Below are 21,483 nucleotides of genomic sequence, written 5' to 3' on the forward strand. Positions count from 1 at the left end.
AAAGTCTCCTACTTCAAGCTCGCCCATTTGAGCGGGTCGAGCGGCTGGCCTTGATGGCGAAGTTCAAAGTATAAACCGGATTCCGGGTTGCCACCGCTGTTGCCGATGACGGCGACAACCTCGCCCGGCTTCACCGTTTCCCCCACGTGTTTGTAGAGGGATTCGTTGTTGCCGTAGATGGTCAGGTAGCCGTCGCCGTGGTCCAGGATCAGCAGGTTGCCGAAGCCCCGCATCCAGTCGGCGAAGACCACCCGGCCGGCGGCCACGGCATGGACGTCACCCCCGGCTGCGGCCCGGATGAAGAGGCCCTTCCAGGTGCTGCCTTCCTGGCGGGCAGTGCCGAAGCGGTTGCTGACGGTGCCCCGCACCGGCAGGCGCAGGGAGCCCTTGAGGCGGGCGAAGTCCCCGGAGAAGCGCGCCAGGCCTGCGTCGGGGGTCTTGTCGTTGTCGATGCCGGGTGTTTGACCGCCACTTCCGGCGGGCCGTTCCGCCGGCGCCCGGGGCTTGGTTTCGGGCTTGGGCGGCCGGGCCTTCTGCTGGGCGATGATGCGGGAGAGGCCGTCGATGAGGCGGGTCAGGCGCTTTTCGTCCTGCTGCAGGGCGCCGATTTCCTTTCGGCGGGATTCGATCTGCTGGGAAATCTTGGCCAGGGTGGCCTGGCGCTGGTTCTTCTGGGCCAGCAGCTGCTGGTGCTGCTCCTTCTGCTTGGCTTCCACCTCGGCCAGCTCGGTTTCCCGGTTGCGGGTGTCTTCGGCCAGGGCCTTCTTCTGCTTCAGGGTGCTGCCGATCTGTTGCAGCAGGGCCGTGCGCGCCTTGGCCACGGCCGACAGGTAGTAGAGGTCCCGCGCCATCTGGTTGGGGTTGTCGCCGTTGAGCAGCAGGCGCAGGGAGTCGGAACCCTCGCCCCCTTCCATGTACTGACGGATCAGGAGCTGCTCCAGCTGGGTGCGCTGGCCCGCCAGGGTGCCTTCCAGTTCCCGGGCCTGGCTGGCCAGTTGCTGCAGGGTGTTCTGCAGGTTGCCCCGCTGGCCGGACAGCTGGCGCAGGTCCCGGGACAGGTTGGAGATGCCCTTTTCCGCATCCTTCAGCTGGTCGGCCACGTCGGCCCGGGATTCCTCGGCGGTGGCCACCTCCTTGCGCAGGCTGTCGATGCGGCCCTGCAGCTCCTTCAGGTCGGCCTTGCTGCTTTCCGCCTGATGCTCCGGATTGGCAACGGCGCCGGCCGTCACGCCGGCGGCAACCGCCGTTGCTTTGCGCGGCGTGCTGGCGGCTTTGGTCGGGGCTTTGCCCGGCGCGGCCTTGGTCGCAGGCTTGGTCGTGGTTTTGGCAGGCGCCTTGGCCGGCAGTGCCGACTTTTTCAGCGGCGCCTTCTGTACCACCACCTTGGCGGGCGTTTTGCTGGAAGTGGCGGGTTTGGTCGCCGGCGTGGCGGCGAGAGTGGCGGACTGGTACAGGGCCAGGCCTCCCAACAGGGCCAGCAGAAGGGTTCGCCCGAGGCCGCTTGGCCGTGGCGAGGTGGATGTGCTGGAATGCCGCGTGCCGCTCACCCTGGCATTACCCGCGAAAAGTGGAGAGTGGGGCAGGTCAGGGGGCGCTGCGGCGATGCGGTCCTGTACATGGGGCTGTGGCCAGATTGGGGGTGGGGAGAGGTTTTTTGACCGCACTACTGCAAAGACGGTTGATGTGGATTAAATCGAGCCGGCACTCGGTAGGCTAGATTAATGGATTATTTTATAATGATTTCGCCCCAGCCACGAGCCTGTCCGGAGCTTCCGCGCCCGACGCAGCCGTTCGCCAGCCCGGGTTTTACTGGAGAAGTGCCGCGGTGGAAGCTTCCTTTAACTTGATTGAAAAGCAGGAACATATCGAACTGGCCGCCCGGGCGCTGAAGGCGATCGCCCATCCCTTGCGCCTGAAGATACTCTGCGTGGTCGGCGATCAGGAAGCCTGCGTGCAGGAAATCGTCGATGCCGTCGGTACCTCCCAAAGCAATATTTCCCAGCACCTGGCCATCCTGCGGGAGAAGGGCGTGCTGCTGACGCGCAAGGACGCCAACCGGGTCTATTACCGGGTGGGCGACGCCCGTACCCTGCAACTGATCGGCATGATGCGCGAGGTCTTCTGCGGCGTGCCCCAGGGCAGCGGCCACTAGAATCACCCCTGGGGGGCGTGGTTGCGGTAATCTCCCCGAGTCGTTTTCCCCTCATCACCCCTTACGGAGTCTGGTTTGGATTTTATTAAGCAGAACGCTTTTCTGGTCGGTCTGGTCCTGGCGAGTGGCCTGGCCCTGGTGGTTTCCCTGCTGCGCGGCAATGGCGGCAAGGCCGTTTCCGCCACCGATGCCACCCTGCTGATCAACCGGGAAGATGCCCTGGTGATCGACGTGCGCGATCCGGCCGAGTTCGCCACCGGCCACCTGCCCAATGCCCGCAACACGCCCCTGAACAAGCTGGACGAACACCTGGCTTCCCTGGACCAGTACAAGGACCGGGCCATCGTGGTCTGCTGCGCTTCCGGCATCCGTTCCGCCAAGGCCTGCGAGCAGATGCGCAAGGTCGGTTTTGCCAAGGTGGTGAATCTCTCCGGCGGTGTCGGCACCTGGACCCAGGCCGGCCTGCCCCTGTCCCGCGGCAAGGCCTGAGGAGTCCGTCATGAAACGTGTTCTGATGTATTCCACCGCCGTCTGTCCCTACTGCATCCGCGCCGAGCAACTGCTCAAGAGCAAGGGCGTGGCCGAAATCGAGAAGGTCCGGGTGGACCTGGAGCCGGCCCGCCGCGAGGAAATGATGGAAAAGACCGGCGGCAAGCGTACCGTGCCCCAGATTTTCATCGGCGACACCCACGTCGGCGGCTGCGACGACCTCTATGCCCTGGACCGTGCCGGGGGGCTGGTGCCCCTGCTGGCCGACGAGTCCTGAGTCTCCCTTTCAACCGAATCACTGGAAATCCAAACCATGAGCCAAGCCGAATCCCCCGTTTTCGCCATCGAAAAGCTGTACGTCAAGGATCTGTCCGTCGAAGTGCCGAATGCGCCCCAGATTTTCCTGGAGCAGACCTCCCCCCAGGTGGACATCCAGCTGCGTAGCGAAGGCTCCGGTCTGGGCGACGGCATGTTCGAAGTGGTGTTGACCGTCACCGTCACCGCCAAGCTGGAAGACGGCAAGACCGTGTTCCTGGTGGAAGCCGGCCAGGCCGGCGTGTTCCAGATCCGCAATGTGCCGGAAGAAAACCTGGAGCCCCTGCTGGCCATCGCCTGCCCCAATGTGCTCTTCCCCTATGCCCGGGAAGTGGTTTCCAGCGCCATCGCCCGCGCCGGTTTTGCCCCCGTGGTGCTGCAGCCGGTCAATTTCGAGGCCCTCTACATGGCCCGTCAGGCCGAAGCCCAGCAGGCTGGCGCCAACGAAGTTCCCATCCAGTAATTCAACCGGCAGCCGGAGGTAGGACATGTGCCAGCGCGTATCTTCTTGGATGACGGTTTTGTCGCGTGCCCTGCTTCTTTGCCTGCCGGTCCTGGCCGTCCAGGCGGCTGACTACCGTTCGGTGGAGCCGGGCGAAGGCTCGGCTGCCGCCATCCTCTACGATTCGCCCTCGAAGAAGGGGGTGCCCCAGTTCATCATCCGCCGCTATACCCCGGTGGAAGTGGTGGTCAATCTGGAAGGCTGGGCCAAGGTCCGGGATGCGGCCGGCGGGCTGGCCTGGATTGAGCGGGCGGCCCTGGCCGATCGCCGTACCCTGCAGGTGACGGCGGACCGGGCCGAGGTGCACCAGGCCGCCGATACCGCCTCGCCCCTGGCGTTCCAGGCGGAAAAGGGGGTTGCCCTCGAGCTTCTCGAAGCAGGTCCGGCCGGCTGGGCCAAAGTCCGGCATCGCGACGGCCAGACCGGCTATCTCCGGGCCAACCAGGTCTGGGGCCTTTAAGTATTGATCCATCCATGAATATTGCCGTTCTAGGTGCCGGCGCCTGGGGAACCGCGCTGGCCATCGCCTTTGCTCCGGCCCACCGGGTCCGTCTGTGGTCCTGGGAGCAGCCCCAGGCCGAGATCATGGCCCGGGAGCGGGCCAACAGCCGTTACCTGCCGGGTGCTTCGTTCCCCGAGGGGCTGGAGGTCGGCTCCGACCTGGCCTGGGCGGCCGCCGATGCGGACCTGTTATTGGTGGCGACGCCCCTGGTCGGTCTGCGTCCCACCCTGCGCAGCCTCAATGCTGCCGGCCTGGCCGGCACGGTACCCGTGCTGTGGGCCTGCAAGGGCCTGGAGGCTGGTTCCGCCAAGCTGCCGCACCAGGTGGTGGCGGAAGAGTTGGGCGCCGATCATCCCTGCGGCGCCCTTTCCGGCCCCAGCTTTGCCGATGAAGTGGCGCGGCAGCAGCCGACGGCCATCACCCTGGCTTCCGCCGATGGGGAACTGGCGGCCCGCCTGGCGCGGCAGCTGCATACGCTGCGCCTGCGCATCTACGCCCACGATGATGTGGTGGGGGTGGAGGTGGGCGGTGCGGTGAAGAATGTGCTGGCCATTGCCACCGGCATCGCCGACGGCCTGGACCTGGGGCTCAATGCCCGGGCGGCCCTGGTGACCCGGGGGCTGGCCGAAATCGCCCGTCTCGGCGAGGCCCTGGGCGGGCGGCGGGAAACCTTCATGGGCCTGGCGGGGATGGGTGACCTGATCCTCACCTGTACCGGCGACCTGTCCCGCAACCGCCGGGTCGGCCTGGCCCTGGGGCAGGGCAAGACCCTGGCCCAGACCCTGGTGGATCTGGGGCATGTGGCGGAGGGCGTCAGCACGGCCGCCGAGGTGGCCGGACTGGCCCGTCGCCTGGGTATCGACATGCCCATCACTGCCGCGGTGGATGCGGTGCTGCACCACGACCTGCCTGCCGCCGAGGCGGTGAGCCAGCTGCTTTCCCGGGACCCCAAGCCCGAGCAGGGCTGATTTGCCGATGACCTAACGGCCGCCGGCAAAGTCCAGTTGCCGCCAAACTTCAAACGCCATCACGGCGGCGGCATTGGAAAGATTGAGACTGCGCTGGTCCGGCAGCATCGGCAGGCGCAGTCGTTGCTCCGGGGCAAACTGGCCCAGGATTTCCTCAGGCAAACCTGCCGTTTCCCGACCAAAAACGAAGGCATCGTCTTGCCGATATCGCACCGTGTCGTAACGTTGTCCGCCGCGGGTGGATAGGGCGAAAAGACGCCGTCCCGCCATGGCTACCAGGCAGCTCTGCCAGTCTCCATGGCGTGTGACTTTGGCATATTCGTGGTAGTCCAGCCCCGCCCGCCGCAAATGTTTGTCCGAAAGATCGAATCCCAAAGGTTCGATGAGATGTAATTCACAGCCAGTATTGGCGCAAAGGCGAATAATGTTGCCGGTGTTGGGCGGGATTTCGGGCTGGTAAAGAATGATGGCGGTCACGAAGGCACGATGCGGCTTGGGTTGGTTGGTAAAAAAGCGCTATAGTTCAAAAAATTAAGCGTCAATCTTAAAGCAGATTGGAGATTTTATGGCGCGGCCGGAGAAAATCCGACTCGGTGACCTGTTGATTCAGCAAGGGCTGCTGACCGAAGCACAGCTCAAGCTGGCCCTGGAAGAGCAAAAGCTGACTGGCCGCAAGCTGGGCCGCATTTTCGTGGATGGGGGGTACGTCAGCGAGGAGCAGATTTCCCAGGCGCTGGCCCGCCAGTTGCGCATCCCCTTCTTCGACCTGAAGACCTTCAACGTCAAGCCGGACCTCACCAAGCTGCTGCCCGAGGCCCAGGCTCGCCGCTTCCGCGCCATTCCCCTGGAAGATCGGGGCAGCGCCCTGCTGGTGGGTCTGGTGGATCCCACCGACCTGCTGGCCTACGACGAAATCGTCCGCCTCGTCCGGCGGGATATCGAGCTGGCGGTGGTGACCGAGAGCCAGCTGCTGGTCACCATCGACCGCCTGTACCGGCGCACCGAGGAAATCTCCGGCCTGGCCAAGGAACTGCAGGCCGAGCTGGGCGACATGCCCATCGAATTCGGCGAATTGCTGGGGCTGACCCCGGGCGCCGAAGATGCGCCGGTGGTGAAGTTGCTGCAGACCGTGTTCGAGGAAGCGCTGCGCACCCGCGCGTCGGATATCCACATCGAGCCCCAGGAGGCGCGCCTGCGCATCCGCTTCCGCATCGACGGCGTGCTGCACATCCAGACCGAGGCTGACCCGAAAATCGCCACTGCCGTGGCTCTGCGCCTGAAGCTGATGTCCGGCCTGGACATCTCCGAAAAGCGCCTGCCCCAGGACGGACGCTTCAACATCAAGGTGCGCAACAATCCGGTGGACGTGCGGATTTCCACCATGCCCACCCAGTACGGCGAGTCGGTGGTGATGCGGATCCTGGCCCAGTCCAACGGTATCCTCGGCCTCGACAACATCCACATGCCGGCCCATATCCTGGACCGTCTGCGGCATGCCATCCACCGCCCCAGCGGCATCGTCCTGGTCACCGGACCCACCGGCTCCGGCAAGACCACTACCCTGTATGCGGCCCTGTCCGAACTGAATACCACGGAAAAGAAGGTCATCACCGTGGAAGACCCGGTGGAATACCGGCTGCCGGGCATCAACCAGGTGCAGGTGCACGAAAAGATCGACCTTTCCTTCGACCGGGTGCTGCGTACGGCCTTGCGCCAGGATCCGGACATCATCCTGGTGGGCGAAATGCGCGACCAGATGACGGCCGAAATCGGCATGCGGGCCGCCATGACCGGCCACCTGGTGCTGTCCACCCTGCACACCAACGATGCCATCTCCACGCCCATCCGCCTGCTCGACATGGGGGTGCCGCGCTACATGGTGGCCCTGTCACTGCAACTGGTCCTGGCCCAGCGTCTGGTGCGCGTGATCTGTGATTCCTGTGCCGCGCCCCATGTGCCGGAGCCCCACGAGCGCGAGTGGCTGCGTTATGAACTGGGCGAGCAGCTCGACGGTCACCACTTCAAGAAGGGTACCGGGTGCCCCCACTGCGGCGGAACCGGTTACCAGGGGCGTACCGGTGTATGGGAAATGCTGGAAATGACCAGCGAGGTGGTGGAAGCCACCAATCAGGACGATCCTTCCATCTTCATGCAGGCAGCCCGCAAGCAGATGGGCGGCAACACCCTGCGCCGGGATGCGGTACGCCTGGCCCGTCAGGGCCGCACCACCATTGACGAGGCCATGCGCGTGGCCAGCCAGACGGAAGATTGAGCGTGGCCAATTTCAGCTATCGGGGCCGCAGCAGCGGCGGTGGCCTGGTCAATGGCTCCCTGGAGGCCATGTCTGCCTCGGCCGTGGCCGATCAACTGTTGTTGCAGGGGATCACGCCGCTGGAAATCAAGCCTGCCCCCAAGCAGGAGGACGGGGCCGGCCTCAAGTTCAACCTGACCCTGTTTGCCGAAAAAGTCCGTCACGTGGACGTGCTGCTTTTCAGCCGCCAGATCTATACCTTGCTCAAGGCCGGCGTGCCGATCATGCGCGCCTTGGCTGGCTTGCAAGAGTCCAGCAGCAACGGCGCCATGAAGCGGCTGTTGCAGGAAGTGCGGGAGAGCCTGGATTCCGGCCGTGAATTGTCCGCGTCTCTGGCGCGTCACTCGACTGTTTTCCCCCCGTTCTATCTCTCCATGGTGCGGGTGGGGGAAATGACCGGTCGGCTGGAGGAGATATTCCTCCGTCTCTTCTACCACCTGGATTTCGAGCAGTTCATGCGCAACCAGGTGAAGTCGGCCCTGCGTTATCCAAGCTTTGTCGTGGCAGCCATGGCGATTGCCATTGTGGTGGTGAATATCTGGGTGATTCCTGCTTTTGCCCAGGTGTTCAAGGGCTTCAACGCAGAGTTGCCCTTCATGACCCGGTTGCTCATCAATTTCTCCGATTTCATGGTGGCCGACTGGCCTTACCTGCTGGCGGGTTTTGTCGGTACCGTTTTCGCCTTCCGTGCCTGGGTGGCAACACCCGTGGGGCGTTACCTGTGGGATCGGACAAAGTTGCGGGTTCCCATTGCCGGAAAGATCGTGGAAAAGGCCACGCTGGCGCGTTTTTCCCGCAGCTTCGCCCTGGCGATACGGAGCGGCGTGCCGGTAGTACAGGCCATGAGCGTGGTGGCCCAGACGGTGGACAATGTTTTCATCGCCGACAAGATCGAGAAAATGCGCGAGGGCGTGGAGCGGGGTGAATCTGTCCTGCGCACCGCCATCAGTGCCCGCGTATTCACTCCTATCGTGTTGCAGATGGTGGCCGTCGGTGAGGAATCCGGCGCCCTGGACGACATGATGGAAGAGGTGGCGGACATGTATCAGCGGGAGGTCGAGTACGAACTGAAAAACCTCTCCCAGCAGATTGAGCCGATTCTCATCGTCGCCCTTGGCATCCTGGTGCTGGTTCTGGCGTTGGGCATCTTCCTGCCGATCTGGGACCTGGGCAAGGTTGCCTTCAAGCGTTGATGGCGATGGATCGCCGGGTCAGGGGGGCGTCCCGTTTCGAGTTGCTGGTCGTTTTGCTGATTGCGCTGGTGTTGCTGGGAGCAGGGCTGCACCGTTTTCGTGAAATGCAGATGGCGGTGGAGCGTACTGCAGTGGTTTCCGTACTGGATACCATACGAGCGGGTGTATGGTTGGAGGCAGCCGCCCGTATCGGTACGGAAGGGGATGGTGCTCTGGTGCGTCTGGCAGCAGAGAATCCATTCCCACCCCTGCATGGCGCAGTTCCTGCCTATGCTGGCGTAGTTGCCGGGGATTACCGGAATTTACAAATCGGGGCCTGGTACTTTGATTCGGAGAGAAAGAAAATCCTTTATCAGCCAAGGTTCTCCGAGAACTTTTTCACAAACGAAATGACGTTTGACAGCGTAGAGTTCACAATCGACGCCGTGTACCGGGAGTCCCCGGCCCATGGAAAGGTTTTTGAAGGAATGCGCCTCACCGGCCAATGTGCGTGCGGGTGGTTGCCAAAACATTATGCGGTTTCGCCCGCAGGGAGAAAGCGGTGAAGTTGATCAAAGCCAAGCAGAAGGGTTTTACCCTTATCGAATTGATCGTGGTGATCATCATCTTAGGCATTCTGGCGGCTACGGCTTTGCCCCGTTTCGTTAATCTGCAGGTCCAGGCGCGGCAGGCCAAGTTGCAGGGAGCTGTCGCTTCCGTGCGTGCTGCTTCTGCCCTGTTTCACGCGACCTGCTTGGCTCGTACAGGAAATGGTGGTACTTGCCCAGCCGATACGAGTGTAATAAATGTCCCAATGGAAGGTCTCAATATCACGGGGGTTACCCAATATCCGACTGCGGATGCGAACGGCATCGTTGCCGCCGCCGGCCTGTTGGCTGGGGATACTGCCGGTTCTGGAGTGGATTACGTCACCAGCACCACCGGCGCAACCGGAACCATGACCATCGTTGTTCCTGGTGGCACTGGCACTAATTGCCAGTTCACCTACCAGGCTGCGCAAATGTCAGGTACTACGACGGTCATTGCCCCGGTTATCAGCACTGCAACCACCAATTCTGAATGTCTGTGATTTTTTTTCTAAAATTTTTTTCTAAAGGAGTCTTTACTGTGAAAAGCCAACAAAAAGGTTTCACCCTGATCGAACTGATCGTGGTAATCGTCATTCTGGGTATTCTGGCTGCGACCGCCCTGCCCAAGTTTGTTGACCTGAGCGGTGATGCCCGTGCCGGCGTGATCCGTGGCGTGGAAGCTTCCATGCGTTCCGCCAACGTCATGCTTTACGGCAAGGCTGCCGCTCGTAATGCCCTGGGTGCCGGTCCCACCCCCATCTCCGCTACCAACACCATCAACGTCAATGTGGATTACGGCTATGCTGCGGCTGTTGCTGATCTGAGTGCCGTGATGGATCTGAGCCCGGCATCCGATTTTGTCATCGATACCACTAATAATGTTATTCAACACAACGGTGCTACTACTAAGACTAGCTGCCAAGTGAAATACGAAGCTGCTACCGCTACCACTCAGCCTAAGTACACGGCAACCACTAGCGGCTGCTGATGCATGATGGAGAGGAGGGCCTGATGGTCCGCTACGGCCGGTGCCCCCTCTCTTTCTCCCGGGGCTTTACTCTGCCCGAACTCGTTGTGGTCATGATTGTGCTCGGTATCCTGGCGGCCTATGCGGCGCCCAGGTTTGCCGGGCATCACGGCTTTGAAGGGCGGGGGTTTTCCGACCAGTTGCAGATGCTGTTGCAGGATGCCCGCCGTACCGCCGTCGCCCAGCGTCGGCAGGTGTGTGTGGTCGTGGCGGGGGCTACGGTTAGCGTCAGCAAGTCAGCCTTCTCCGGCGATGCCTGCAATACTTCCTTGGCCCATCCCAATGCCTCGGGCGACTACATTCTGGCGATTCCCAGTGGTGTGGTGCTGGCTCCGATGCAATTGAATTTTGATCCTCTGGGGCGTCTGTCGCCGACAACCAGCGTGACCGTTAATGTCAGCGGGCAGGAGGGTGGTTTCACTTTGACGGTGGAAGGCGAAAGCGGCTATGTCCATCGTTGAGGCCCCGTTTCCTCTCGGTTGTACCGTGAGCCGCCGCCTGGGCGGTTTTACGCTTATTGAAACCATCGTTTTCCTGCTGGTGGTCGGCATCGGCGTGGCCGGGCTGCTGTCGGCCATGAGTACGGCCATCCGTTTCAGCGCCGATCCCTTGCCGCAAAAGCAGGCCCTGGCTCTGGCCGAATCCCTGATGGAAGAAATTACCTCCGCCGGATTCACCTTTTGCCAGCCCCAGGACCCCAACTTTCTTTCTGCCACCAATACGGCCCAGTGCACTGCCGGTATGGTCGAGAACGTGGGGCCGGATACTTTCTCCGGGGTGCTCGAGGCTCGTCCGTACGACAACGTCAATGATTATGTTGGTGAATTCGGTAAGCCGCTGAAAATTGATGCAACGGATTTGTCCTCCGGCATCGCGGCCCCTGCTGGCTATGATGCCTGGGTCACCATCTCCCAACTCGGTATCGCCGGCATCTCGGCGACTGAGTCTCTGCTGGTCAATGTCATGGTGACTGGGCCCGACAATACGCGGATCAGCCTCGACGGCTTCCGAACCCGCCATGCGCCACGGGTGTCGCCATGAGCCAGGCACGTCCTAGTCAGCGGGGCTTCACCCTGATCGAAGCCATTGTCGCCATGGTACTGCTGGGGATTGCCGGCTCCCTGGTGGGCATGTTCATCCGGATTCCCATCGAAGGCTATTTCGATACGGAGCGTCGGGCCCGTCTGACGGACACGGCGGACACCGCCCTGCGCCGCATGGCGCGGGATTTGCGCCTGGCCCTGCCCAACAGCATCCGCATAACTGCCGTCGGCAACGTGCGTTACCTGGAGTTCCTGCAGACCCGGGTTGGCGGGCGCTACCGTACCGATCCAACGGCAGCCGGTGGTGGCAATCCGCTGGAATTTGGCATTGCGGACACCAACGGCTTCGACGTACTGGGTACTCCACCGGTTTTTCAGGCGGGGGACCATGTCGCCATTGCCAATCTGGGGACGGATTCGGGGGCGGATGCCTATACCGGCAACAACATGGTGCCCATCACGGGCATTACCCCAGCCGGTGTGGTTCAGTTTGCAGCCTTCCGTTTTCCGGTTCCTTCTCCCGGCGCCCGCTTCTTCATCGTGAACCAGCGCGTGACCTATGAATGTAATCCGGATGCCGGGTTGCTGCGCCGCTATTCGGGCTACGCCCTGGTGGGGGCGGCCCAGCCCACCCCTCCCGGCGTGGCGCCGGTGCTGCTTGCTCAGCGGGTGGCTAACCGCGCCAATGCCTGCACCATGACCTACGATGCCAATGTGGCCAATACCCGCATGGGCGTCGTTTCCATGTCCCTGACGCTGGAGGAAGCCGGCGAGTCGGTGACCCTGTTGCATCAGGTGCATGTGAGCAACGTGCCATGAAGCGCATTCTGCCTGGTCGTCAGCGGCAACGCGGGGTGTCGATCATCGCCGCGGTGTTTCTGCTGATTCTCTTTGCCGCCCTGGCAACTTACATGCTGTGGCTGACCTCGGCCCAGAACCGGGGCAGCGCCCAGGATGTGCAAGGGGCGCGGGCCTACCAGGCGGCCCGGGCCGGCGCTGAGTGGGGGCTGTTTCAGCTGTTGCGGGCCGGTCAGTGTGGTGGCGGGACCGATATCACATTTGCCGGGACTGAGCTTGCCGGGTTCGTGGCCAGTGTGGTCTGCGAACGTGTTGCCAGTACAGACGAAAGTGGTTCGGCTGTTAATGTCTATGAGATTACGTCCACGGCTTGCAACGTGCCTAGCTCCGGCTCTTGCGATGGAATTGAAGCAGTTGGTAATGACTACGTGGAACGGCAAGTTCGCGTGACAACCGGCTGTGCCGTTGATGGTGTGACGCCAGTGTGCCCTCCGTAGCGCAAGAATGACTAAGGTGTCGTTATGAAACAGACCGCTTTGAGTCGAACCCAGTTCCGTTTCTTGGGTCAATGGAAGCAGGCGTTTAAGTGCCTGTTGCTCGTTCTCGCCTCGTTTCTCGTTGTTGACCTCGCGTGGGCGAACCGGACTATCACGGGCGCATCGGTCAACGCGACAGCCAGTGTCACTGTTGCTTCTGGGGCCACGGTTGCTCTGACTGTGAACGTGACTACAAACTCCACTGGAAGTAGTCGCTGGCGTGGTACACGTTGGGCTATTGCGGCATCGGCGCCTGCCGCCTCCGCATATGCCTGTTATGACAATCCAAATCATAATTCTTCAGGCAGTTACAGCGAGACGTTCAATATCACTGCCCCTGCATCGCAAGGGACGTACAACGTCTATGCGATCGCCTACGACAATGATGGCTGTTCTAGCGGTGCGAGTCCAACCTATACGTTAGTTGGCGCCATTATTGTGGCTCCACGAAACTGTGTTTCAGCCAATGCAGGGGATTGGAGTGCCGCCGCCACCTGGAATTGTGTAAGTTCGGGTGACGGCCCCCCCACCAGTATCGACAGCGCCACCATTAATAACCACGCGGTTGCCTTCAACACCAGCAGTACGGTTGCCTCCCTGACCATCAATTCCGGTTCCCTGACCCAGAAGGTGGGGACTGGGGCCTTGACGCTTACGGTGAATGGCAATATCACCAATTCCGGCTCCATCCTGGATAACGGCAGTAATGGCAGTTTCGACATTACTGCCGGCGGTAGCGTTTCCAATACGGGGTCAGCCTTTACCGTCGACAATCTGACGGTGACGGGGAATGTGACCAGCAGTAGTCCGATGACAGTGCGCACTGCGCTTTCCGTCAGCGGCGACCTAAACAATAACGGCAGCGCCGGCCTGACGGCCGGCACCATGACGGTGAGCGGGACTGCCACTTCCAATGCGCCATTAACGGCTACGACTTTCAACGTCGGTGGCGACCTGACCAGTTCAAATGCGCTGACCGTCACCAATCTGATTTTCCAGAAAGCGGGTACCCAGGCCGCCACGTTCTACAACAGCCAGAATGTGGTGACCAACTTTACCGTCAATAGCGGCAGCACGGTTTCTTCATCCAACTACTCGACGTTGAACATCAAGGGGGCGCTGACCAATAACGGCAGCATCGCCCTGCCCAATACCAGCTGGATCTTCAATGGCACCTCGGCCCAGACCATTGGCGGCAGCTCGGATTCCAGCCTGGGCAACATGACCATGAACAACAGCGCCGGTGTGACCTTGAGCCGCAATGTCACGGTGCCCGGCACGTTGACCCTGACTTCGGGAAACATCACTGCCGGCAGCTATGTGCTGGCAGTTACCGGAACCTATTGCCCGGCCAGCATCAGCGGCGGCAGCGCCGCCAGCTACGTCATCGGCAATCTTCGCCTGAGCTTCCCGCCCTATAACGCCACCTGCACCTATCCCATTGGCGATACCAGCGCCTATGCCCCCATGACCATTGCCTTCCCCTGGTTTGCCGGCATCAGCGGGGGCACCCTGACCGGGAGCACGACCAAGGGGCAGCATCCCCAGATCAACACCTCCGGTATCAATCCCCTGATGGATGTGAATCGCTACTGGACTCTTGGCGTTACCGGAGACACTCTTACCTCCCTACCCAGCGGCGGGTCCTACAATGCAACCTTCCAGTTTGTTGCTGCCGATATTCTGGGTGGGGCCCAGGTGTCCACTTTCGCTGGAAGCAGGTACACCAGCGGTGCGTGGACATCTCCGGTGCTGGCCTTGAGTTCCTATACGGCGAACAGCGTCAGCCTGTCCGGGCTTACGCTGTTCGGCAGTTTCGTGACCGGCCAGCCCGGCTCTCCCAATCCGGGGCAGTGCTCTGTTCCCCCGTTTGTCCCGTCCGGCGTCACCTGCTATTGCGACAGTTTCACCGGTTCCAATCTGACCTCCGGTATCTTCAATTCCAAGTGGACGGTCAGTACGCTGGGGCCGCGCAGTTATACGCCGTCATTTGTCAGTGGCCGTTTGCGCCTGACGGACAACAATACCAACGAGGCTACCTCCGCAACCCTGGGGGCCATTTTCCCTGCGGCCGGTAACTACATATCCGTGGAATTCCGGCAGTTTGCCTATAACGGTAGCGGTGCGGATGGTCTGGCCGTCACTCTGTCCGATTACAGTGTGGCGCCGAATCCGGGAGCGTTTGGTGGTTCTCTGGGGTATGCACAGAAGTCTGGGATCGTTGGCTTTGCCGGAGGTTGGATCGGCGTCGGCTTCGACGAGTTTGGCAACTACACCAATCCCACTGAGGGGCGTATAGATGGACCGGGCTACTTCAGCCAAGTGGTTGCCGTACGCGGTTCGTACGCTGCGACTACGCCGGCCAATCTCTACAGCCTGGGCTACCCCTATCTGGCCCGCTCTGCAGTGCAGAGCGGAAGCAATACCATTGACAACCGCACATCCTCGGTGGCGTCCCGCGGGTACTACTATCAAGTGGTCATTGACGCCAGAAACTACACGACAGCCAACAAGACGGCCCAGATTCAGGTGAATCGGGATACCAGTTGCAGTACCGATTTTTGTCCGACCACTGGTTATGTAAATCTTCTGGCCCCCTTTGATGCCTATGCCCCAGGTTTTACCCCGACCACTGCCCAGGTCCCGGTGCCGGACAACTGGCAGATATCCTTTACCGGCTCCACCGGGTCCTCAACCAATATCCATGAAATATCCGGTCTGCGGGTCTGCGCTCAAACCATCATCCCGCCCAATGGCACTACAGCAAGCGGATTCAATGCCATCGACAGCGCCATGGCCCGAACGGATATCAATGTGCAGCAGGCCGGCGCCCACATCTATACCAAGCTTGTTGGCGTTGATTTCGCATTGAATATCGCCGTCTTGAATAGTGCGGGGACCGGTATCGACTCCAACTACGCGCTGACCTCCAACAAGACTGTCACCGTGGAGTTGATCGACAACAGTACGACGGCCAACCAGGCGGCAACTTGTTCGGCCAAGTCCAGTTTTGCCTCGACGACGATGTCGTTTACTTCGACCGACAAGGGCTTCAAGTTGTCGCCGACTTTCAAGATCAATTCGGCTTACAGCAACGTCCTTGTCCGGATGAAGGACAGCACGACCACTGCCTGCTCCTCCGATACCTTTGCCATCCGCCCCCTTTCGCTGACCAACGTTACAGCCAAGGTTGGCAGCACGGATCTGGTGGCTTCAAGCAATGGGGCCGGTGCAGCCATGACCGTGAAGGCCGGCTCAGATTTTTCCCTTTCGGCGACGGCCAGTCCGAGTAGCAATTACAGCGGAACCCCCAGTATCGTCACCGCCAATGTCGTCGATGTGGCCAGTAGTGGCGTCATTTCCCCTGCACCCCTGTCGTGCGCGTTTTCAGCGGCAGACACTTCTTCGGGAACTGCCAGTGGTACCTGTCAGTATCGGGAAGTTGGCTATTTCTCCTTGCCGGTGGATGCGCTGATCGATAATACCTTCACGACCGTTGACCAAAACGGGCGGGATGACTGCATCGTCAATAGCACCTCCAATACGCTGAGTAACGGCAAGTACGGCTGCAACATCGGGACGCCGTCCGCCACCAGTTGGGGGCGTTTCATCCCCGATCATTTCGAGTTGTCGGCCGTTGCTCTTGATAACCGCAGCGAACTGACGACCTGCAGCAACCGGAACCTGGATGGTTTCACCTATATGGGGGAACCCATCGGACTTGGCTTCTCCATAGCGGCCAAGGCTGTTGGCGGTTCTACTACGGAGAACTACGACTTTGGCCGCGGCTATTCCCGCTTGACCATGGGTAATTGGCTGGCGGCAGCCGGCGCCACCCCCCTGGATAGCAACAACTTCAATCTCTGGGCCTTGGATAATCCTGCCACCGGGAGTGCCACGGTCTTTCCCGGGGGGGGCGGAACCCGCCTCGGTTTTACGCCCGGCACAGTCTCTACTGCCTGCAGCGGGTCTCCGACCAATCGGTGGTGTGCCGGGGTTGCAACGATTACCGGCAACCTCGTATTGAATCGCGCGGCAACCGCTGACGGGCCCTACGCGAGCTTCACCATTGGCGCAGTTCCCCGGGACCAGGATGGTGTTTCGCTGGCAGCGACGGCGCTGAATCTGGATGCCGACCAGTCCGGCAGCAATGAGCGGGCCAAGTTGGCGACGACGGCGCTCCGTTTCGGCTTGCTGCAACTGACGACGGCCTATGGCTCCGAATTGCTGCCCCTGTCTGTCGGCATGGAAGCCCGGTTCTGGAACGGCCTGGCCTTCGTGCTCAATGCCCAGGACAACTGCACCGCGATTCAGCCAGCCAACGTAGCCTCGGCCAGGGTGGCTGGTGACACCTCTGCGACCCTGGGGGCGCCAACCGTGACGCAGATTGCCTCAGGCAAGGGGCGCTTGCGCTTTGCCTCTCCCGGTTTGCGCTCCACTTTCCGTGTCTGTGTGGATTTGGGGGGCGATGCCAACTGTGCGGCAACTAGCTCTGCTGCCATGAGTTATATGACAGGGCGTTGGGATGGCAGTGCCTTGTTTGACCGGGATCCGTCAGCCAGAGCGGCGTTTGGCCTGAACCGGGGGGCCTACCTGTATTACCGGGAGAACTACTGATGTGGGTAAAAATTCATAGTAATTAGGCCCATATATTGTTATCTTTTAGTGAAATATCAAGACGTCTATGTCCATCTCCCTGTCCGCCCCCTCTATCTCTAGCGCATCCGCCAAACGGTCGGATGGTTGGCTGGCCATAAATTGCCTGAAGGATCGGGTGGATTTGGCCCATGTGCAGCAGGCTCCCGGACAGATGCCCGAGGTCGTTCTGCTCGAGTCCTACGCCACGGGAGGCGATTTGCAGGGGGCCTTGCAGCGTTTGCGCAAGGAAAAGCGCCTGCATTCCCATCGTTGCGTGGTCATGCTCAATTCCGGTGACTTCCAGGTGTTGCAGGTCGAGGCGCCCAGTGTGCCTCTCGACGAGCGGCGGCAAGCCTTGCGTTGGCAGATCAAGGACATGCTGGACTACCCCGTGGAAGCGGCAACCCTGGATGTGCTGGATGTTCCCGGTCAGCAGGGCAGTGGGCGGGCGCAACAGGTGCTGGTGGTAGTTGCGGCCAATGCTGTGCTGTCGCCGCTGGCTGCGGCAGTGGCCGGCGCCGGACTCAAACTGGAAGCCATTGATGTTCCCGATATGGGGCAGCGCAATATCGCCGCCTTGCTGGAAAAGGACAACAGGGCCGTCGCTCTCCTGACTTTCGACGATGATGGCGGCCTGCTGACGGTCAGCGCTCAGGGCGAGTTGTATGTCAGCCGCCGCATCGATGTCAGTCGCCAGGCGTTGGAAGGGGCTGCGGACGAACGTCGTGAGCAGCTATTCGACCGCATCGTGCTTGAGGTCCAGCGGACCCTGGACACGTTTGATCGCCAGTATAGTTTCGTCCCCATGGGGCAGCTTTGGTTGGCCCAGGTGCCCGGTGGTGATGGGCTGAAGGCCACCCTGGCCCCCAATGTTTATGTGCCGGTCGAAACCCTGGACTTGCAGAACGTTCTGCATTTCCCGGGTATTCCCGAGTTGCGCCATCCCGAGCGTCAAGCCCAGTGCCTGAAGTTGCTCGGTTGTGCGATGCGTTAAGGGGGTGGTGTGAGTCAGCAAATTAATTTGTTCCATCCTTCCCTGCTTCCTGAGAAAGAGTGGATTACCGGGCGCAATCTGGCCCTCGCTGTTACCGGTCTTTTGGTATTTTTCCTCGTTGCTGCCGGCGTGACCCATTACCGTCTGGCGTCTTCCACTGAACGGGCCAGGGCTGCCGAGCAATCTGTCTCCCAGTTGAAGGCAAAACTGCAGGAGGCCAGCCAGCAACTGGCGGCCGCCAAGGTCCCGGTGGACAAGGATGCCGAACTATCCCGCCTGCAGCGCGCCGTGACCGAGCGTGAACAGGTGCTGGCCTTGCTGGAGCAGGGTTCGCCCAAGGAGGGCCAGGGTTTTGCCGATTATTTCCGCGGCTTGGCCCGTCAATCCTTGCCCGGTTTGTGGCTTACCGGCTTTTCCCTGGGGGCAGGGGGTAAAGGGCTGGAAATTCGCGGGCGCATGACGGACCAGTCCCTGCTGCCCGAATACATTCGTCGCCTCAACCGGGAGCCGGTTTTTGTCGGACGGGAGTTTGCCGCTCTGGATGTCCGCCTGCCGGATGCGCCCGATGTGCCGCAGGCTGGTGCCGCCAAACCGTCCGAGCCGGCCGCAAGGCCTTCCCAGAATTACGTGAATTTTGTCTTGAAACCTTTGCGCTCTTCCTCTGCCGGGGAGCGGGACGCAACCGAGAGCAAGGGGAGTGGGCAATGAAGGGGCAGTTTTTGGCCTGGCTGGCATGGTTTGATGCTCGCAACAAGCGGGAGAGGACCATCGGAGCGGTGGCTGCTGTTGTTCTGGTGCTGTTTGTTGGCGATGCCTTGCTGCTTTCATCTCCTCTGATTCGGGTCCGGGCTCAGACTGCCCTGGCGGAGCAGCGTGAAAGCGAGGCGGCCAGCCTTTCCCTGCAGCTCAAGGATGTGCAGTCGGAACTGGCGAACAGTGCGGCGAATCGCGCCCAGGTTCTGCAGACCCTGAAGAGCCGGGTTACCAACCTGGATGGACAACTGAAATCGTTTGATGGCACCCTCGTTTCCCCCCAGGCTGCTCCGGCCCTGCTGGAACGCCTGATGGGGCGTCGCAAGAGCCTGCAGATGCTGGGTCTGCGTACCGTGGCGCCGGTGCCGGCCATCGATGGTCCGAGTGCTGCCAGCACTCCCGAGTTGAATCTTTACCGCCACGGTATCGAGATACGCCTGGCCGGCAGCTATGGCGACCTCCTTGGCTATTTGGCCGATCTGGAGTCGGCACCGGAGCGGCTGCTGTGGGAGGGGGCGGAACTGAAGGTTGATGTGTATCCCCGTTCCATTCTGACCCTGCGGGTCTATACCCTCAGCCTGGATAAGGCATGGTTGGTCCTATGACACGAATCAAATGCCTGGTGTTTTGGGGTGGCTGTTTGGCGATGATGCCTGCCATCGCTGACGATAGTGCTCTGCCTGATCCTACCCGGCCACCGGAGGCCTGGGTTCATGTCTCTCCGGAAGGCGGTGCGGCGGTGTCCGGCCCCGTCCTGCAGTCAGTCGTGCTGCGCCGGCAGGGAACTCCGGTGGCAGTCATCAGCGGTGCGATGGTCCCCCTGGGCGGCAAAGTGGGCGATAGCATTCTGGTCAAGATAAAAGAAAATGAAGTGGTCCTGAAAGGGCCTTTGGGGAGCGAGGTTTTACGCATGACTCCCGATGTGAACAAGAAGACGGTAGTTGAAGTTCCCAAGCCCGTCGGGCGCAGGAACCAAAGGGGTAATTTATGAAGCGAGCCTTGATCGGCATTCTGGCCTCCCTGTTTCTCGGCGGTTGCGTTACCTCGGGAGGGAAACCGGGTGCCACGTATGAGCGTATCCAGAGCGAGATGAAAGGTGCGGTGGATGCCAATCGCTCCGCCAGTGCCGATGCTGTGAATCAGGCATTGCTGCCGCCGCTGCAACTGGATGTGCCCAAGGCGCCGCCGGCTGAGCCTCGCTTTGACCTGGCGGTGACCAATGCTCCTGCGTCCCAGGTCTTCATGGCGCTGGTTTCCGGTACCCGCTACAGCATGCTGGTGCCGCCGGAAGTGGCGGGCTCGATCACGGTCAATCTGAAAAATGTCACCCTGCGGGAGGCGCTGGAAAGCCTGCGGGACCTGTATGGTTACGACTTCCGGGTGCAGGGCAATCGCATCACCGTCATGTCCAATGCGATGCAGACCCGGGTCTTCCAGGTTAATTACCTGGCCGGCCGGCGTCAGGGTTCCAGCGATGTGCGGGTGACTTCCAGTTCCATCAGTGTGGTTTCCCCTGGTGCCAGTTCCTCTGGCAGTTCGACTTCTTCCGCCCAGGCTCAGGCTGCCACTGCCTCCGGCACCACCGGTGCTGGTGCCGGCGCAACTCGTGCTCAGGACAGTAGCCGTGTCTACACCTCGCAGGATGCTGACTTCTGGACGGAACTGAAGACGGCTCTGGGTGCCATCGTCGGGACGGAGGACGGGCGTAGCGTCATTATCAACTCCCACTCCGGCGTCATTCTGGTGCGTGCCATGCCCGGTGAGTTGCGCAATGTGGAGCAGTATCTGCGGGCCACCCAGGCCATTATCGAGCGCCAGGTCATGCTCGAGGCCAAGATCATCGATGTGGCCCTGAGCGATGCCTATCAGTCGGGCATCAACTGGGCGTCCTTCAGTGGCCACACGACCCTTGGCGTGGCTGCCAATGGCACATCCCTGTCTCCGTCAGGAGCGCTGACCTCTGACAATGCTTCCATTCGTCCGGGGACAGACGGAAATCTGGGATCGGTTGGCACCAACGGCTTCTTCGGCCTGGCATTCCGCACCAAGAGCTTCGCCGCGCTGCTGAATTTCCTGGAGACCCAGGGCAATACCCAAGTGCTGTCCAGCCCTCGCATTGCCACCCTGAATAACCAGAAGGCCGTGCTGAAGGTCGGTACCGACGAATACTATGTGACCAACGTCAGTTCCACCACCATTGCTTCCACCACCACTACCACCACCCCGACGGTGACGCTGCAGCCGTTCTTCTCCGGCATTGCCCTGGATGTGACGCCCCAAATCAACGAGAGTGGCCTGATCACCTTGCATATCCACCCCTCCATCAGCGTGGTGACGGAGAAGAACAAGAGCCTGAGCCTGGGTACGGATCTGGCCATGACTCTGCCCCTGGCCACCAGCAGGATCAACGAGTCCGATACCATCGTGCGGGTTCGCGACGGGGAGATCGTGGCCATCGGCGGCCTGATGACCCAGGACCAGTCCGATGCCAGCAACGGCCTGCCAGGAATCCATCAGGTTCCGGTTATCGGCAACCTGTTCGGTCAGAAATCCAAGGTCCTGAACAAGCGGGAACTGGTGATCCTGCTCAAGCCCACGGTCATCCAGAACGAATCCGACTGGCAGTCCGATCTGCAGAACACCCAGTCCCGCCTCGACGATTTCGATCCCCGGAGAGCCCTGCCCCAATGACA

General features: G+C 61.1%; 23 protein-coding genes. 21 read left to right on the forward strand and 2 right to left on the reverse strand.

Annotated features, from left to right (window positions below; translation table 11 throughout):
* Window positions 1-8: 8 nt before the first annotated feature.
* A complete protein-coding gene (locus AZSP09_RS14895) occupies window positions 9-1,547 on the reverse strand; it encodes a murein hydrolase activator EnvC family protein (protein WP_232058804.1) in 1,539 nt (512 codons plus the stop codon).
* Between the two features lie 278 nt (window positions 1,548-1,825).
* Here AZSP09_RS14895 and AZSP09_RS14900 point away from each other — a divergent pair, with 278 nt between their 5' ends.
* From AZSP09_RS14900 to AZSP09_RS14925, 6 genes are all read left to right on the forward strand, one after another.
* Window positions 1,826-2,152: an ArsR/SmtB family transcription factor gene (locus AZSP09_RS14900; RefSeq protein WP_014236373.1), complete on the forward strand. Its 327-nt coding sequence runs from the start codon at window positions 1,826-1,828 to the stop codon at window positions 2,150-2,152.
* Window positions 2,153-2,227: 75 nt separating this feature from the next.
* Window positions 2,228-2,641, forward strand: coding sequence for a rhodanese-like domain-containing protein (locus AZSP09_RS14905; RefSeq protein WP_014236374.1), 414 nt, complete (start codon window positions 2,228-2,230; stop codon window positions 2,639-2,641).
* Between the two features lie 10 nt (window positions 2,642-2,651).
* Window positions 2,652-2,918 carry a glutaredoxin 3 gene (grxC, locus tag AZSP09_RS14910; protein ID WP_014236375.1) on the forward strand — a complete coding sequence of 89 codons (267 nt, stop codon included), beginning with the start codon at window positions 2,652-2,654 and terminating at the stop codon, window positions 2,916-2,918.
* A gap of 36 nt (window positions 2,919-2,954) precedes the next feature.
* A complete protein-coding gene (secB, locus tag AZSP09_RS14915; RefSeq protein WP_014236376.1) occupies window positions 2,955-3,419 on the forward strand; it encodes a protein-export chaperone SecB in 465 nt (154 codons plus the stop codon).
* 49 nt (window positions 3,420-3,468) lie between these two features.
* Entirely contained in the window at window positions 3,469-3,918 is a 450-nt protein-coding gene (locus tag AZSP09_RS14920; protein WP_232058906.1) for an SH3 domain-containing protein, read from the forward strand.
* Between the two features lie 14 nt (window positions 3,919-3,932).
* Window positions 3,933-4,928, forward strand: a complete 996-nt coding sequence (locus AZSP09_RS14925) for an NAD(P)H-dependent glycerol-3-phosphate dehydrogenase (protein WP_152090481.1) — start codon at window positions 3,933-3,935, stop codon at window positions 4,926-4,928.
* 12 nt (window positions 4,929-4,940) lie between these two features.
* On the opposite strand, the gene trmL is transcribed toward AZSP09_RS14925, so the two are convergent.
* On the reverse strand, window positions 4,941-5,405 hold the full coding sequence (gene trmL / locus AZSP09_RS14930) for a tRNA (uridine(34)/cytosine(34)/5-carboxymethylaminomethyluridine(34)-2'-O)-methyltransferase TrmL (protein WP_152090482.1): 465 nt from the start codon (window positions 5,403-5,405) through the stop codon (window positions 4,941-4,943).
* Window positions 5,406-5,529: 124 nt separating this feature from the next.
* Here trmL and AZSP09_RS14935 point away from each other — a divergent pair, with 124 nt between their 5' ends.
* The 15 genes from AZSP09_RS14935 to mshL all read left to right on the forward strand — a co-directional run bounded on the left by AZSP09_RS14935 (window position 5,530) and on the right by mshL (window position 21,481).
* Window positions 5,530-7,200 carry a GspE/PulE family protein gene (locus tag AZSP09_RS14935; protein WP_232058805.1) on the forward strand — a complete coding sequence of 557 codons (1,671 nt, stop codon included), beginning with the start codon at window positions 5,530-5,532 and terminating at the stop codon, window positions 7,198-7,200.
* A gap of 2 nt (window positions 7,201-7,202) precedes the next feature.
* Window positions 7,203-8,432 carry a type II secretion system F family protein gene (locus tag AZSP09_RS14940; protein ID WP_152090483.1) on the forward strand — a complete coding sequence of 410 codons (1,230 nt, stop codon included), beginning with the start codon at window positions 7,203-7,205 and terminating at the stop codon, window positions 8,430-8,432.
* Window positions 8,432-8,977, forward strand: coding sequence for a hypothetical protein (locus tag AZSP09_RS14945; RefSeq protein WP_152090484.1), 546 nt, complete (start codon window positions 8,432-8,434; stop codon window positions 8,975-8,977). Before AZSP09_RS14940 ends, AZSP09_RS14945 begins: the two co-directional genes overlap by 1 nt.
* Window positions 8,974-9,501: a prepilin-type N-terminal cleavage/methylation domain-containing protein gene (locus AZSP09_RS20630; RefSeq protein WP_269473817.1), complete on the forward strand. Its 528-nt coding sequence runs from the start codon at window positions 8,974-8,976 to the stop codon at window positions 9,499-9,501. Before AZSP09_RS14945 ends, AZSP09_RS20630 begins: the two co-directional genes overlap by 4 nt.
* Window positions 9,492-9,989: a type II secretion system protein gene (locus AZSP09_RS20635; RefSeq protein WP_172974773.1), complete on the forward strand. Its 498-nt coding sequence runs from the start codon at window positions 9,492-9,494 to the stop codon at window positions 9,987-9,989. The genes AZSP09_RS20630 and AZSP09_RS20635 overlap by 10 nt, the downstream gene beginning before the upstream one ends.
* 23 nt (window positions 9,990-10,012) lie before the next feature.
* The gene (locus AZSP09_RS20640; RefSeq protein WP_172974774.1) at window positions 10,013-10,489 is read left to right on the forward strand and encodes a prepilin-type N-terminal cleavage/methylation domain-containing protein; all 477 of its coding nucleotides are present in this window, start codon (window positions 10,013-10,015) and stop codon (window positions 10,487-10,489) included.
* Window positions 10,490-10,514: 25 nt separating this feature from the next.
* The gene (locus AZSP09_RS14965) at window positions 10,515-11,069 is read left to right on the forward strand and encodes a type IV pilus modification PilV family protein (protein WP_152090486.1); all 555 of its coding nucleotides are present in this window, start codon (window positions 10,515-10,517) and stop codon (window positions 11,067-11,069) included.
* Complete coding sequence (locus AZSP09_RS14970) at window positions 11,066-11,890, forward strand: type II secretion system protein (protein ID WP_152090487.1); 825 nt, start codon at window positions 11,066-11,068, stop codon at window positions 11,888-11,890. Before AZSP09_RS14965 ends, AZSP09_RS14970 begins: the two co-directional genes overlap by 4 nt.
* Complete coding sequence (locus AZSP09_RS14975; RefSeq protein WP_152090488.1) at window positions 11,887-12,366, forward strand: agglutinin biogenesis protein MshP; 480 nt, start codon at window positions 11,887-11,889, stop codon at window positions 12,364-12,366. The genes AZSP09_RS14970 and AZSP09_RS14975 overlap by 4 nt, the downstream gene beginning before the upstream one ends.
* Window positions 12,367-12,390: 24 nt before the next feature.
* Window positions 12,391-17,022 (forward strand): DUF6701 domain-containing protein, encoded by a 4,632-nt coding sequence (locus AZSP09_RS14980; protein ID WP_152090489.1) that lies wholly within the window; start codon window positions 12,391-12,393, stop codon window positions 17,020-17,022.
* Window positions 17,023-17,089: 67 nt separating this feature from the next.
* Window positions 17,090-18,037 carry an agglutinin biogenesis protein MshI gene (locus AZSP09_RS14985; protein WP_130459344.1) on the forward strand — a complete coding sequence of 316 codons (948 nt, stop codon included), beginning with the start codon at window positions 17,090-17,092 and terminating at the stop codon, window positions 18,035-18,037.
* Window positions 18,038-18,046: 9 nt separating this feature from the next.
* The gene (locus AZSP09_RS14990) at window positions 18,047-18,745 is read left to right on the forward strand and encodes a hypothetical protein (protein ID WP_014236390.1); all 699 of its coding nucleotides are present in this window, start codon (window positions 18,047-18,049) and stop codon (window positions 18,743-18,745) included.
* Window positions 18,742-19,395 (forward strand): hypothetical protein, encoded by a 654-nt coding sequence (locus AZSP09_RS14995; RefSeq protein ID WP_014236391.1) that lies wholly within the window; start codon window positions 18,742-18,744, stop codon window positions 19,393-19,395. Before AZSP09_RS14990 ends, AZSP09_RS14995 begins: the two co-directional genes overlap by 4 nt.
* Window positions 19,392-19,781 (forward strand): hypothetical protein, encoded by a 390-nt coding sequence (locus AZSP09_RS15000; RefSeq protein WP_050804269.1) that lies wholly within the window; start codon window positions 19,392-19,394, stop codon window positions 19,779-19,781. Before AZSP09_RS14995 ends, AZSP09_RS15000 begins: the two co-directional genes overlap by 4 nt.
* Entirely contained in the window at window positions 19,778-21,481 is a 1,704-nt protein-coding gene (gene mshL / locus AZSP09_RS15005; RefSeq protein ID WP_152090490.1) for a pilus (MSHA type) biogenesis protein MshL, read from the forward strand. Before AZSP09_RS15000 ends, mshL begins: the two co-directional genes overlap by 4 nt.
* The last annotated feature ends 2 nt before the right edge of the window (window positions 21,482-21,483 follow it).

It is taken from the genome of Azospira sp. I09 (genome assembly GCF_009177135.1).
Lineage (GTDB): Bacteria > Pseudomonadota > Gammaproteobacteria > Burkholderiales > Rhodocyclaceae > Azospira > Azospira oryzae.

Bases quoted from the DNA above. Each gene is read 5' to 3' on its own strand.
- AZSP09_RS14920 (WP_232058906.1), top strand. From the start codon at position 3,469: ATGACGGTTTTGTCGCGTGCCCTGCTTCTTTGCCTGCCGGTCCTGGCC.
- AZSP09_RS15000 (WP_050804269.1), top strand. From the start codon at position 19,392: ATGACACGAATCAAATGCCTGGTGTTTTGGGGTGGCTGTTTGGCGATG.
- AZSP09_RS14925 (WP_152090481.1), top strand. From the start codon at position 3,933: ATGAATATTGCCGTTCTAGGTGCCGGCGCCTGGGGAACCGCGCTGGCC.
- AZSP09_RS14985 (WP_130459344.1), top strand. From the start codon at position 17,090: ATGTCCATCTCCCTGTCCGCCCCCTCTATCTCTAGCGCATCCGCCAAA.
- AZSP09_RS14995 (WP_014236391.1), top strand. From the start codon at position 18,742: ATGAAGGGGCAGTTTTTGGCCTGGCTGGCATGGTTTGATGCTCGCAAC.
- AZSP09_RS20640 (WP_172974774.1), top strand. From the start codon at position 10,013: ATGGTCCGCTACGGCCGGTGCCCCCTCTCTTTCTCCCGGGGCTTTACT.
- mshL (WP_152090490.1), top strand. From the start codon at position 19,778: ATGAAGCGAGCCTTGATCGGCATTCTGGCCTCCCTGTTTCTCGGCGGT.
- AZSP09_RS20635 (WP_172974773.1), top strand. From the start codon at position 9,492: ATGTCTGTGATTTTTTTTCTAAAATTTTTTTCTAAAGGAGTCTTTACT.
- AZSP09_RS14945 (WP_152090484.1), top strand. From the start codon at position 8,432: ATGGCGATGGATCGCCGGGTCAGGGGGGCGTCCCGTTTCGAGTTGCTG.
- secB (WP_014236376.1), top strand. From the start codon at position 2,955: ATGAGCCAAGCCGAATCCCCCGTTTTCGCCATCGAAAAGCTGTACGTC.
- AZSP09_RS14975 (WP_152090488.1), top strand. From the start codon at position 11,887: ATGAAGCGCATTCTGCCTGGTCGTCAGCGGCAACGCGGGGTGTCGATC.
- AZSP09_RS14970 (WP_152090487.1), top strand. From the start codon at position 11,066: ATGAGCCAGGCACGTCCTAGTCAGCGGGGCTTCACCCTGATCGAAGCC.
- AZSP09_RS14980 (WP_152090489.1), top strand. From the start codon at position 12,391: ATGAAACAGACCGCTTTGAGTCGAACCCAGTTCCGTTTCTTGGGTCAA.
- grxC (WP_014236375.1), top strand. From the start codon at position 2,652: ATGAAACGTGTTCTGATGTATTCCACCGCCGTCTGTCCCTACTGCATC.